Annotated in this window: 12 protein-coding genes; 2 read left to right on the top strand and 10 right to left on the bottom strand. The window is 53.2% G+C overall.

Annotated features, from left to right (window positions below; all coding sequences use genetic code 11):
- Positions 1–218: 218 nt before the first annotated feature.
- Positions 219–1457: a DUF1015 family protein gene (locus tag OEZ10_07440; GenBank protein ID MDH5632814.1), complete on the bottom strand. Its 1239-nt coding sequence runs from the start codon at positions 1455–1457 to the stop codon at positions 219–221.
- Positions 1458–1565: 108 nt separating this feature from the next.
- Here OEZ10_07440 and OEZ10_07435 point away from each other — a divergent pair, with 108 nt between their 5' ends.
- Together OEZ10_07435 and OEZ10_07430 are read left to right on the top strand one after the other, a co-directional pair.
- Complete coding sequence (locus tag OEZ10_07435) at positions 1566–2624, top strand: agmatine deiminase family protein (protein ID MDH5632813.1); 1059 nt, start codon at positions 1566–1568, stop codon at positions 2622–2624.
- 45 nt (positions 2625–2669) lie between these two features.
- The gene (locus OEZ10_07430; GenBank protein ID MDH5632812.1) at positions 2670–3542 is read left to right on the top strand and encodes a carbon-nitrogen hydrolase; all 873 of its coding nucleotides are present in this window, start codon (positions 2670–2672) and stop codon (positions 3540–3542) included.
- Positions 3543–3613: 71 nt separating this feature from the next.
- Here the strand turns inward: OEZ10_07430 and OEZ10_07425 are convergent, their stop codons facing one another.
- The 9 genes from OEZ10_07425 to OEZ10_07385 all read right to left on the bottom strand — a co-directional run bounded on the left by OEZ10_07425 (position 3614) and on the right by OEZ10_07385 (position 12755).
- Positions 3614–4273 (bottom strand): hypothetical protein, encoded by a 660-nt coding sequence (locus OEZ10_07425; GenBank protein ID MDH5632811.1) that lies wholly within the window; start codon positions 4271–4273, stop codon positions 3614–3616.
- 365 nt (positions 4274–4638) lie between these two features.
- Positions 4639–5280: a response regulator gene (locus OEZ10_07420; GenBank protein MDH5632810.1), complete on the bottom strand. Its 642-nt coding sequence runs from the start codon at positions 5278–5280 to the stop codon at positions 4639–4641.
- Positions 5281–5538: 258 nt separating this feature from the next.
- A complete protein-coding gene (locus tag OEZ10_07415; protein MDH5632809.1) occupies positions 5539–5913 on the bottom strand; it encodes a roadblock/LC7 domain-containing protein in 375 nt (124 codons plus the stop codon).
- Positions 5914–5974: 61 nt separating this feature from the next.
- Positions 5975–6514: an ATP/GTP-binding protein gene (locus OEZ10_07410; protein ID MDH5632808.1), complete on the bottom strand. Its 540-nt coding sequence runs from the start codon at positions 6512–6514 to the stop codon at positions 5975–5977.
- A 26-nt stretch (positions 6515–6540) separates the two neighbouring features.
- The gene (locus OEZ10_07405; protein MDH5632807.1) at positions 6541–7572 is read right to left on the bottom strand and encodes a response regulator; all 1032 of its coding nucleotides are present in this window, start codon (positions 7570–7572) and stop codon (positions 6541–6543) included.
- A gap of 110 nt (positions 7573–7682) precedes the next feature.
- Complete coding sequence (locus OEZ10_07400; protein MDH5632806.1) at positions 7683–8090, bottom strand: hypothetical protein; 408 nt, start codon at positions 8088–8090, stop codon at positions 7683–7685.
- 112 nt (positions 8091–8202) lie between these two features.
- On the bottom strand, positions 8203–8604 hold the full coding sequence (locus OEZ10_07395) for a hypothetical protein (GenBank protein ID MDH5632805.1): 402 nt from the start codon (positions 8602–8604) through the stop codon (positions 8203–8205).
- Between the two features lie 29 nt (positions 8605–8633).
- The gene (locus OEZ10_07390; protein MDH5632804.1) at positions 8634–9974 is read right to left on the bottom strand and encodes an ATP-binding cassette domain-containing protein; all 1341 of its coding nucleotides are present in this window, start codon (positions 9972–9974) and stop codon (positions 8634–8636) included.
- A 351-nt stretch (positions 9975–10325) separates the two neighbouring features.
- Positions 10326–12755 carry a PAS domain S-box protein gene (locus OEZ10_07385; GenBank protein MDH5632803.1) on the bottom strand — a complete coding sequence of 810 codons (2430 nt, stop codon included), beginning with the start codon at positions 12753–12755 and terminating at the stop codon, positions 10326–10328.
- Positions 12756–12757: the final 2 nt, after the last annotated feature.

The following is a 12757-nucleotide window of genomic DNA, read 5'->3' as shown; positions in this document are numbered from 1 at the left end:
AGCGGCAATTGTGCCTTGCCAGGCGATATAATTCAGTCACAAGCAGGCCCATATAAACCCTTCCGCCAGGTAATCACGAGTATCACCTGTTCATGCGATACGTCGCCAGGATATGCCGGTGCCGACGGCTAACTTGATTCACCTCAATCCGGCTTGATCAAAGACGCCGCAGCCCGTTTCCGGGTCACGGCTTCGTTACTGAGCATGCGGATGTCGTGCTAATCGAGCACGTGGGACACCAGTCCATCAGCCAGCTTTGGCTCAAACCATGTGGACTTGGGCGGCATGACTTCGTTGGCATCGGCTACGGCCATGAGTGCATCCATTGACGTGGCAAATAATGAAAAGGCCACTTTCATTTCGCCGCTGTCTACCCGCCTTTCCAGCTCCTGTAACCCGCGTATGCCACCGACAAAATCAATACGCTTGTCGCGACGCGGATCGTCAATACCAAGAATCGGCGCAATCAGGTTATTCTGTAACAGGCTGACATCGAGACAACCAACCGGATCAGCAGGAATTCGGTTGGCCTTGATGCTCAACCGGTACCACTGGCCATCCAGGTACATTCCAAACTCGGTCGCCTTTGCAGGCTTTACCGCTTCAGCACTCCCGGTCACTTCAAAGGCCTGTTCGACCTGCTGCATGAACCCGGCCTGGTCCAGGCCATTCAGGTCGGTGATGACACGGTTGTAATCCAGTATCTTCATTTGATTATCCGGGAATACAACCGACAGGAAGTAATTATAGGATTCATCACCAGTATGATTGCTGTTGGCCTCGGCGCGCATGGCAGCAACCCTTGACCCGGCTGCGGAACGATGATGACCGTCAGCAATATAGAGACAATCCATGGCATCAAAGGTATCTGTTATGGTCTTGATCTGCGCTGCGTCACGCATCACCCACAGGGTATGGCGGACACCATTGTCTGCGGTTACATCCACTTCCGGCTCGGCTTTCACGGCCTCGGCAACAATGTCATCAATAATTTTATTATGACGATAGGTCAGGAACACGGGGCCGGTCTGGGCATTGAGTGCGTCCACCTGGCGCACACGGTCATCCTCCTTGTCGGGGCGGGTGAACTCGTGCTTGCGAATACGATTACTGTCGTAATTCTTGACCGACGCCACGGTGACAAGCCCGGTTTGCTCGTGCTCACCCATGACCAGGCGATAGACGTAATAATACGGTTCCGGGTCACGCACCAGCACGCCCTCGGCCAGCATGTGATCGAAGTTCTCCTTGCCCTTGGCGTAAACACTGGCATCAAACGGGTCTGTTCCTTCCGGCAAGTCTATTTCCGGCTTGGAGATATGCAGGAAACTCCAGGGACGACCCTGGGCACGCTGCCGGGCTTCGGCAGTATTCAATACATCGTAAGGAGGTGCGACCACATCGTCAGCGCGTCCGGGCGCGGGACGCAGTCCTTTAAGCGGAAGAATCAGACTCATTAATAGTGTCCTGTGTGATGGTTCACGAGGGGCGCAATTAAAAACCCCTTGCCCGCAGAGGTCAAACCGGGTTTACTGGCGCCCCGTTTTCAACAGCTTAACACGACCATGCCGACATCCTGCCAACCCTACCTGCCCCCGGAATGGGCGCCGCAATACGGCGTCATGCTGACCTGGCCACACGGTCACGGAGACTGGGGCAATAATCTTCAAGGAATTGACCGTAACTTTGTCGATATGGCGCGCCATATCGCCCGGTTTGAACAGGTCATTATCTCGGCTTTTGATGAGGCTCACGCCGAACATATTGACCACCTGCTCAAGCAAGCCGGGGTAGACCCCGGGCAATATACGATTTACGTGGTCGCCAGCAATGATATCTGGGTTCGCGACCATGGACCGCTGACCGTGTTGTGCAGCGGCGAGGCGAAACTGCTGGATTTTGGCTTCAATGGCTGGGGCGGCAAATACCGGCATGATCTCGACAACGTGCTATCGAGAACCCTGTCGCGCCAGCAAGCGTTTGCCGGCACACCAATGGAAACCGTCGACTGGATACTTGAAGGTGGCAGTGTCGAAGTGGACGGTTCAGGCACACTGTTGAGCACCACCAGCTGTCTCCTGAATCCCAACCGCAATCCGCAACTGAACCGGGAACAACTTGAAGCTGTTCTCAAGACTCACCTGGGCCTGAACCGGGTGCTGTGGCTGGAACACGGCCACCTGGAAGGCGACGATACCGACGGTCATATTGATACACTCGCGCGCTTTTGCGATCGCACCACCATTGCCTATGTTCGCTGCGATGACCCGCGCGACAGTCATTACGAAAGCTTCCGGCTCATGGAGGCGGAATTGCAGCAGATGCGAAGCGCTGAAGGTCAGCCCTATAAGCTGGTCGCCCTGCCCTGGCCAAAACCGGTATTAAATGAAGAAGGTGGCCGCCTGCCGGCCAACTATGCCAATTTCCTCATCATCAATGGCGCAGTACTGGTGCCCTTGTATAATGATCCGGCTGATACTCATGCACTGGCAGCAATGGCCAGCTGCTTCCCTGACCGGGAAATCATTGGTATAGATAGCCTGGCATTGATCAACCAGTACGGCGGAATTCATTGCGCCAGCATGCAACTGCCCGCCGAAGTATCCGGCCCGGGCAAGCGCTGATTCGGGCAACCCTGAACAAAGGCAGGAAACATGAGCCAGAGAACCTTGACTGTTGCACTGACCCAGCACGCGTTCAGCAGTGATCGCGATTCCAACCTGGCGCGCAGCGCGGACTTTATTGCCCGCGCCGCCAACGCTGGTGCCCGGATGGTACTGTTGCCGGAGCTTCATGCCAGCCTCTACTTCTGCCAGACTGAAGACACGGATAACTTTGACCTGGCCGAACCCGTACCGGGACCGACAACGGAATTTCTCGGCCAGTTGGCGAGGCGACACAATGTGGTCATCGTCGGCTCCGTGTTTGAAAAGCGCGCGGCCGGCATTTACCACAATACCGCTGTAGTACTCGAAGCCGATGGCAGCCTCGCCGGTATTTACCGCAAAATGCATATCCCCGACGATCCCGGCTTTTATGAAAAGTTCTACTTTACGCCGGGAGACCTGGGATTCGAGCCGATCGACACCAGTGTTGGCCGCCTGGGCGTACTGGTGTGCTGGGATCAGTGGTACCCGGAAGCTGCAAGACTGATGGCGCTCAATGGCGCCGAGCTGTTGCTCTACCCCACCGCCATCGGCTGGAATCCCGGCGATGATCCGGCCGAACAGCAACGCCAGAGCGATAGCTGGCAACTGGTACAACGCGGCCACGCCATCGCCAACGGCTTGCCGGTGCTGAGCTGCAACCGTATTGGTCACGAAAAAGACCCATCCAGGCAATCGCAGGGTATTCAATTCTGGGGCAAGAGTTTCATAGCTGGCCCCCAGGGCGAATTACTTGCCAACAGCGAAGACGAAGAAGTATTGCTGATGGCTGAAGTGGACATGACGCGTAGCGAAAGCGTCCGCAGGATCTGGCCATTCTTCCGCGACCGACGAATTGAAGCTTTTTCAGGTTTGCTGAAGCGTTTCGGAAAATAGCCCGGCCAAAACAAGAAGACCCGGGCAAAGTCCGGGTCTTCAACGGCCAAATTGTCGCTCTATCGGCCTGGTTACAGGCTCGATGCCTTGGCGAAGAGTTTGGCCAGCAGTCCACGATTGCGGTGCGGTGTCACCTCTTTGGGTTCTTGCACCTCGTCCTTGCGATTGATCGGACGTGCAATACCTGAGGCCCTGGCGGCACTGTAGAACGTAGCCATTTCAGAGGCGCTAATATTTAACATGCGCGCCGCCAGTTTCAGTGAACTGGGGTGACGGTTAAGCAACGCTGCCATTGAGACTGCGTTGGGCGTGGACGTCAGGCGCGTCAGGTTCGGCCAATGATCCAGCTCGATTACATCAATCGACTGGCAGTAGCCCTCAAGCAATCGTCCGCGTGACGCAAAATGCGCGGACTGCCACAGCAAATCTTCTACCGGGCGGCAATTGGCACTGTTACCCAGAATTGCCTGAACTTCAGCACTGCTCAGCGATGATGTCCGAAACTGGTTCTGGGGTGCCGTATAAAACTCTTCTTCGCGCTTGATTACACCGAAGAACAGTCCCTTGCTGGCCAGAACATAAACGTTTCCAAAAGCCTCATGGCGAATACTGAGATCATTGTCCTTGTCGACAGCCTTCTTGATCAGTCCCAGCACACAGCTGTCGATACTGAAGTACTCCAGCTGCTCTTTTGGCAAGGATCTGGAATCACCATTCTTGACTAAATACATTGTCTACCCCCGGTGTAAGAACCGAAAACTACAGAAATTAAAAATAGAATTGACCAACGTCGTTGGCACGTGGAGCTGGTCCTGGGCTCCTGCAGGCGGTAATCCAATTACCCTTTACTTTCCAAGGTGATGCGTATCAGCGGGGGCTCGGTTGATACGCCAGAAGAATATCGACACATTTGCGCGTGCCATTAGCAAAAGAATAGTTGATTTTGGGATCGATTCAACACCCGGAATGGTTTTTCTGTGAAGCAGTTAACAGTTTTTACAAACTTTTAACAGAACGCGAAACATTCCTTCGCCAAATGTAAAAAAATGTAGCCAGCCAAGTCTGCCAACTGTCTGATTGTCGAGAAAATACCAGCTTAATCCTTGCGAATTTTCTCAAGCATACTGTTGTTTTGTGACAGGCCATTAACAATCTCTTTTGCCAGATCACGCAATGGTTTTTGTTGCTCCCTGGCCAGCTGGCGCAACTTGTCAAAAGCCCGCTCGTGGGACAGGCCCGCCTGGACCATAACAATACCGACCGCGGTACTGATTTCCCGATTCCGATCTTTATCGGTACGCATGTTTTCACTGTCCCGCATCAGGGCACTGACTTCACTGAAACGCGAAAGCGAGGATTCAACCACGGCAGCCACCTGGCTGGTACTCATCGGTTTTACCAGGTAGGCTGATATGCCCTTGGCTATCATGCCGTGGACCATGTCATCGTCGTCCAGGCCGGACAACATTATGATTGGCCTGTGTACATGCTCAATCATCAGCTGCGCCACTTCAGGACCACTCATGCCCGGCATCTTGCAATCGAGGATGACCAGGTCCGGCGTGTGTTCACGGTATGCCGCTACAGCATCTTCGCCGTTTTCAAAAGTGCTGACCTTGTATCCCCGTTTGCTCAGACCATGCTCAAGAGCGATAAGCAAAGTCGCATTATCATCGACAACAAACAAGTGCGCGCCTTGATGGGGATTTCCATTAGTGACAAGCTTTAAAGACGTCATATTACCTTGTTTTCTATACTGTCTTTTAATGGTCGACTGCAAACAGCCATGAATGAATGCCGCGCCACTGGCAACGGGCAACATGGGATAATATAGCGTGAAAATACCCAAATTTCCCGGATTTCGGAAGGTGTAACCAACTTTAACAAATGGTGGAAATTCAAGGTGTATTTGACGAAGCCGGGCGCCTGTCAAACTGTAACATGCCACCCCAAAACCGGGAGGATCAGGGTAGCCGGATACAGGGTACCGAAAAACTCAGAAGAATTGCATGGCCTTTCGGGCCGTAGTCTTGGCCTCAAGGAAAACCATGCCAAGGTTAATAGTGGCTTTGGCAACAACCGCCAGCACTGCATTTTCCCCAATCTCCACGATCAATACATAACCGGTCGAACCCTTGATCAGGACTTGTTCGAGATCCCCTCGGGCCAACTCCCTGGAAGTGGTATCAGCCAATGACAACATGGTTGCACACATTGCTCCAAGGCGATCAGCATCCACGGCCTCGCCCAGTACGGCGGATATCGTCAAGCCATCCTTGGTCATAACGGCTGACGCTTCGATATCCAGAGAGGTGCCATTCAAACCTCTCAACAAGGGACGCAATGTCTTACCCAGAGTTTCTTTATCCATGACCCAGTTTCTTACCTGTTATGTTGTTCTGTGAATAGTATAGGAATAACCTGTGAAAAATCTAGCGCTTTAGACCAGGGTCCAACATCGCCAGAAGTGCCAGCAACATTACCTTTACATCTTCACGCCTCCTGGCATCAACCTGGAAAACCGGTACCTTGAGCCCCATTTCCCTTATCTTGGCATTATAGGCCTCAAGTCTTGGCTCGGCCTTGACATCGGTTCGGGTTACACCAATTACAACATCGGTACGAGCGATAAACTTTTTGAATGCATTCAGGTAGTGCTCAAGATCAGCAATGGGATTTTCCCGTGCATTGTCGATAAACAAAACCAGCCCGATTCCGCCAATGGTCAGAATTTCCCACATGAAATCGAAACGATCCTGCCCGGGAGTTCCGTAAAGATGAATCTTGGAGCCGTCCTCAAGATGCAGTGCCCCGTAATCCATGGCCACTGTCGTGTTGAGCTTTCTCAGCGCTACCTCGTCGGTTGCCAACGCTTCAGTCTTGACCAGTTCCACATCGCTGACTGCGGCAATGGCAGCCGTCTTTCCTGCGCCTACCGGACCTGCAAATATTATCTTGTCTTCCCGTGCCATGATCCCATCCTAGCTCTTTATATATCTTATAAACCGGTTACTTTTTTCAGCAACTTGCCAAGCAATCCCCGGCCTGCCGACGGTTGACGCAATACCGGTTCTGCCTCCGGCTGACTACCCCTGTTTGTAACCCTGGCGATACCACTGGCTGTTGCTGCACTGTAAAATGCATACATCTCGTCATCAGGCACCTTAAGAATCCGTTTCGCCAACGTAATCGAAGTTGGATATCTACTCAACAGGGCACAAATACTGATGGCATTGTCCGGAGCGCCGAGCCGTGTAATGTTGGGCCAGTAATCCAGCGTTACCACATCGTTACGCATACAACCTTCAAGCAGGCGGCCATTTGATGCGTAATAGGCCCCCTGCCACAATAATTCATTAATCCCCTGTTTTACAACATCAGGGTCACCAAGCATCTTCTCTGCCTGGTCTGACGGAACAACGCCGCGCTTGAATGCCGTGGCTTCTGCTCCACATACGGCTGACAAATCTTCCTGATTCACGGTGGACACATACACACCCTGCTTGGGAAACACCGTGATAGCACCAAAATCGGACGACAACACAGTGGCCTGGCCTGTGGCGATCGCCTGTTGTACCAACCCGAGCAGGTAATCGTCTGCATGATAGACCGGCACGTCGCCTGCCATTGCAGGTGCACCACCTGATTTTTTCGGTGTAGAAACCGGTTTAAGCTTTTCCTTCCTGTCCGTTGCCGGCACATCTTTTTTTTGTGCATTGCCTTCAACAAGCTTGTTCAGCTCGCCGAAGACCGCATTGACTTTTAACGGTTTGGTAATATAGGGGTCAGCACCAGACCTGTAACCTCCCATCACGGAGATAAAAAGTATTGGCTGGCTCGGATTGCTGTCGCGGTAGGCTTGCACCGCCGAGTCATCGAGACCATCAAGATCGGCCACAACCACATCCGCCTGATCACCTTCCACCAATGCGAAACCAAAACGATTCTGGTCGCTGAGCAGAAACAGGCTCTTCAGCAACTTCCTGTCAATTGGATTCATTCCAATTGCTGCTACCGATACCTTACTCATGCGTTTTCCTCTAGCTGATCCATGATATTACAGATTAAACCATCTTCAACAATCCTGTCCTGAGCGAGGCCCCGGGAAACCCGGGACCCTTTTCAGATACCACCAGGCTATTACAGTGCAGCCTCGATTGTAGGCAGGTTTGAACGAACCTTGGCCAAAGCCATACCCATGTTGGCTGATTTGCGGCAAACAAATACGCACACGTGATCCTCGTTGCCCTTGCAACGTGAAAAGATATGCAGCAGGTTGTCGCTAAGCACCATCATTTCCTGGAAGTAATGATGGCCGTCACCTGTAGGTACGCCGCGAGACTTCTTGAACATGTTTTCGATCATGGTAACGTTTGAACCCTGGTACATATCAGCAGTAGCCGCGGCAACGATTTCCAGAACTTCGCCAGGATGGGAATCAACAGTCTTGACGCCCAGCAGCATGCCGGAACTCAGGTCAACGTAACCGGCAGCAACACATTCCGGGATCTGCGCGATTGCATCGTTTAAAGCTTTATCTAATGACATTTTGAAACTCCTTGAGAAATAAAATTAATGGTTAACAACTTGCCCTTGAACATTTTTTTCGGATTCGACGATCCCCGGTATTATTTCCCGGGGATCATCTTGTCCTGGCTCATTACACTGACGCTTCCAGGGCCGGAAGTGCGGTACGTGCTTTTGCCAACACCATACCCATGTTGGCAGACTTACGACAAACAAATACACACACGTGGTCTTCGTTACCCTTGGTCCGAGAGAACACATGTATCAGGTTATCACTCAGCACCAGCATTTCCTGAAAGTAATGATGATCGTTGTCGACACCGCGAGACTTCTTGAACAGTTTCTCGATCAATGTGACATTCGATCCCTGGAACATGTCTGCGGTAGCCGCAGCGATGATTTCCAGTACTTCCTGGGGGTGAGAATCAACAGTTTTAACACCCAGCAACATGCCCGTGGTCATATCCACGTAACCTGCAGCTACGCACTCGGGAATGGTTGAGATTGCATTTTGCAGTTCACTATCCAATGACATTACTCAGTCCTCCAACTCATAATGGTTGATCAAATATCGACGCCTGCTGACGCCAGCTTTCCCCGCGATTCGTCTACAGCTACCGCAAATCGCTCAAGAAACTCTACTTGCTCCTCCGACTGAACCCATCGAGGCTCAATTCGGCGCGCCTGCTCAAGCGCGGCCAGGGCCGGCATGCCTTCCCAGATCAACTGGGAAACCAGTATGGTTCCGGTACGCCCAAGGCCGGCCTTGCAATGTACTGCCAGGACGTCGCCACGCTCCATCAGAGACGTCATCAGCTCGCACATCTGCATGGCCGCTTCAATGCTTGGCGCGCCCATATCCGGAATCGGAAACTCGACATGCTTGATACCAAACTCTTCCAACTCGCTCGAATCAACCGGTGTTTCGGTCAGTGATACCAGCACGGTAATGCCTACACGCGTCAAAGCCTTGAGATCATATTTCATCTCTGCAATCAGGCCTGGCCTGGGCGTGCCTGCCAGTTGACCCTGCTTCAGCCACAAAAAACCGCGCGGCCCAAACGAATCACTAATATATTTTCTCGCCTTCTGCGGAATCGGCGGTGCCTTGGGTATATCCGTAGTCAACGCACTGGGCTCGGAGCTGTCTGGCTCAACACCCGGCTGCGGAGAGTGGCAGGAGCCGCTACGAACAAAATCCTTGGCCAACGGGTTCTGCGGGTTGGCAAAAAATTCCTTCGCCTCGTTCATTTCCTGGACCCAGCCACCGGCAAGCAGTCCCACCTGGCCATCCAGGTATTTCACCTGGCGCTGATTATGCAAAATCACAACAATGGCACGATGCTCGCCTTCCATCCTGATGTAATTCAGCAACGGCTCACAGTCTGCATCATCAATGCCGGTGGTCGGTTCATCAATAAACAATACTCTCGGATTGGATGCCGCGGTCCTGGCAATGGCCAGATGCCGTTGCTTGCCCAGGGACAGCGATGCAACGCGCTCTTCCATCCTGTCGGCCAGTTCACCTAACCCGGCCCGTTCAAGCAATCGTGTTACCACTTCCTTTTGTTGCGCTATGGTCAACGTGTGCCGCTCCGGCAACTCGCTGACCATATTTTCAAAAATACTTGCCAGCATCAGCCGCGCATTCTGAGAAACCAGTGGCGGTATACCCAATTCACCCAATGGCGCACCCATATAGTCCACGTCACCCCAGGTACGCAGTGAAGGATTGTTATCGTTAAATCCTGCAATCGTACGCAGCAGGGTCGACTTGCCGGTGCCGGCCGGCCCCATCAAGGCAATCACACCGCGGTCGGGCACATCCAGCGAAACCGAGCTCAACACGATTTTTTCGCCGAACGCGACACCAAATTCCCTGATTGACAACACTGATTCAGTCATTAAATCCTGCTCTTGTTGCTTCCTGTTTTTATGGCTCATTACACTGCTTGTTATCTGGTCGTCGCTCTGTCCTGCGCACACCAATCCGCACACAGGCATCGCGAACAGTCAGCCACGCAAACACTGCGCAGCCGGAAATCTGTCAACTTCAGAAAGCAATTTGGGGCTTTTAACGGCAAATCCCGAAGATCTGCCCAAGTGCGAAAACATCATGCCCGGCAAAGAGGGGTCGGGCCATTCTCGCTACCAGCAACAGAAGGGGTTGCCGGCAATTTCGTGTAAGATTAGCCCAGCATTTCAGGCTGTCAAGAAATTCGACAAAAAAAATCAAAAAAATTTTCGAATCCGGACTCAGGCCGGGGCCGCGGGCGAAGCCAGCGCCGACTGCATAATGACCGGCATGTCGTACTCAACTTCTGCCACGGTCCAGCCATCCATGTGCCTCAGGGAAAAACGGGATCCTTTTGCCGGGATCAGCGACCGAACCAGCGTCAAGCCGGTGCCAAATCCTATACCGCTGCTGCTGTCAAACGATTCCGGCAGCGGCTTGCCATTATTGCTGACGCGCAAACTGACACTGTCGGCGGATTCATGTATCTCAATGCGAATTTCACCGCCAGTTCCGGTTTCAAACCCGTGATCCAGTGCATTCTGAATCAACTCGTTCACCACCAGCGCCACTGGCACCACTTCGGCAGCCGGCACAATAACCCGGCAGCCGGCCGACGGTGCATCAATTACCAGCTCATGGCCGGTGAGCGGTCGCACAGCCCGATGCACACCGGCAACCAGGTCGCCAAGGAACACGGTCTCATCAGAACGCCTGCTGAGCTGGTTATGAGCTTCGGCGACTGCATTCAACTGGGCAATGGCGGTAACCATGATCTGGTCCACCTCGGAGTTGCGATGCCGGTGACTGTTAAGCAATCCGATCACGCCCTGAAGATTGTTCTTAATCCGATGATGCACTTCCCGCACGATAACCGCCAGATGCTCTGCCTCACTTTTGGCTGCCCGGTATCGCTGGATATGCACCACCGCATGAGCCAGCTGTGTCGCCAGTGACTCAAGGTGCGCATGATTTCGCTCGTTGAAAACATTTGGCTCCTCGGAAGCCAGCGATACAGTACCAATACGCTCGGTACCATCCATAAGCGGCAGACACACGCAGGATCGCATAGTCATGTCACTGTCCTGAATAAACCTGGATTGATCGCAGCGCAGCACTTCGGCACTTTTTTGGGTATGGCCGGGACACAGGTGGCTCTCGCTTTCCCATCGATGAAATGTCTCAAGCTGCCGATTCTTGCTGTAGACCCCGTTTACCTGGATCCGGCTGTTCTCACGCGTTGATACCACCAGCTGATCGACCGGAATGACGTTCAGCAGGTACATGACGATATCAACCAGTCGGTCTTCCAGTGTCTCCGTGGCGCTGATCAGTTCACTGGCCTGGCGAATGGTTTCGAGCCAGACGCGTTCTTCGTAAAGCGCCTCCTGTGCCTCAATACGATAGCGTCGTTCCTCGAGAGTGACATGAGCATGGCAAATACTGCGTGCCGCTGAAGTCAGAAAGCTGACATCGCCCGCCTCCCAACCCGGATAGTCACGACCACTGTCAAACCGCAGGAATCCGATCAGCTTGCCCCGCATATTCAGCGGGACAACGAGCACACTCTTGATGCCCATATCCTGCAACATTCCCGCCTCCACGCGAGGCAGGCTGTCAGCTGGCGCAGCGACAATATCATTGGCTTTCAGCACTGGCAGCCAACGCTGCAGAGCCTCGTCACGTTCAATCGCAGCCTGCAGCTGCTTTCCGGCAGCACTGGGCTTCTGTATCCGGTTTTCGGCCCACCATTCGGCAACACACTCCCGCGCCCATGTCTGGTCACGTCGATCGTAACTGGTCAGGTAAAATCGACCGCGAACGGCGTTAATAGTGGGCGCCAGTACTGACAACAACGGGCCATAGGCCAAATCCTTTTCGCTATGCAACAGATCTTCAGTCAGTCTTGATAGCGCGGCCATATGACGCTCATGGCGGAAATAGGCGCCACGATAATGTTGTTGCGAACTGATATCGCGAATAAATACCGCCAGCTCGCCTGCAGCCCGCGCGTCATTACGCATGCGCACATAGACTTCGACTGGCATGGCATTTCCGTCGCCATGAAGCGCGAACATTTCACCAGTGCGCCCTGGATGAGTGCCTGTGGCGGACGCCTGCGTAGGCAACAGTTTTGCCAGCGCATCGCGAGAATCCTCGGCGAATAGCTCAAATATGGATCTGCCGATAATACTGTCGGCGACATAACCCAGCGAGGTTTCCACGGCGTCATTGGCTGCAAGGATTTTCCCCTGGTTATCAATACGCAATACAGCGTCGGGTGACAGCACCATTTGGCCAAGTGATGCATCAAGACGCTGGCTCTGGTGCACCAGCGCCCATTCCAGCCGGGCGCGCAGCGACTCAGGACTCCAGTCCAGGGAAACATAATCATCCACCGGAAGGCTATGAAGCATCGCCGTATCGATAGCCAGGGTCGATTCAAAAAGCAGGACACGGGCAACAGGAAGGGCCTGTATTTGCCGGACAAATTCCGGGACCGTCTGGACGAAGACCTCGGCACGAATCATAAGGATATCTGCCGAAACATTATGTAATGCTTCCGCCTGTTCCGGCGAGACCACTACAACCTCAATCTTTGCGGATTCAAACCACTGCTTTTGGGCCGCGGACAACGGAGCACCAATCAACAGGCAGCGAAATATCGACATTG

The organism is Gammaproteobacteria bacterium, assembly GCA_029880545.1.
Classification (GTDB): domain Bacteria; phylum Pseudomonadota; class Gammaproteobacteria; order Acidiferrobacterales; family SZUA-150; genus JAOUOD01.
Note: the sequence above shows the minus strand (reverse complement) of the source record. Positions and strands in the feature narration are given on the sequence as shown.

Coding starts and splice junctions, on each gene's coding strand:
- OEZ10_07440 (MDH5632814.1), bottom strand. CDS start 1,457: ATGAGTCTGATTCTTCCGCTTAAAGGACTGCGTCCCGCGCCCGGACGC.
- OEZ10_07435 (MDH5632813.1), top strand. CDS start 1,566: ATGCCGACATCCTGCCAACCCTACCTGCCCCCGGAATGGGCGCCGCAA.
- OEZ10_07425 (MDH5632811.1), bottom strand. CDS start 4,273: ATGTATTTAGTCAAGAATGGTGATTCCAGATCCTTGCCAAAAGAGCAG.
- OEZ10_07420 (MDH5632810.1), bottom strand. CDS start 5,280: ATGACGTCTTTAAAGCTTGTCACTAATGGAAATCCCCATCAAGGCGCG.
- OEZ10_07415 (MDH5632809.1), bottom strand. CDS start 5,913: ATGGATAAAGAAACTCTGGGTAAGACATTGCGTCCCTTGTTGAGAGGT.
- OEZ10_07410 (MDH5632808.1), bottom strand. CDS start 6,514: ATGGCACGGGAAGACAAGATAATATTTGCAGGTCCGGTAGGCGCAGGA.
- OEZ10_07405 (MDH5632807.1), bottom strand. CDS start 7,572: ATGAGTAAGGTATCGGTAGCAGCAATTGGAATGAATCCAATTGACAGG.
- OEZ10_07400 (MDH5632806.1), bottom strand. CDS start 8,090: ATGTCATTAGATAAAGCTTTAAACGATGCAATCGCGCAGATCCCGGAA.
- OEZ10_07395 (MDH5632805.1), bottom strand. CDS start 8,604: ATGTCATTGGATAGTGAACTGCAAAATGCAATCTCAACCATTCCCGAG.
- OEZ10_07390 (MDH5632804.1), bottom strand. CDS start 9,974: ATGACTGAATCAGTGTTGTCAATCAGGGAATTTGGTGTCGCGTTCGGC.
- OEZ10_07385 (MDH5632803.1), bottom strand. CDS start 12,755: ATGTCGATATTTCGCTGCCTGTTGATTGGTGCTCCGTTGTCCGCGGCC.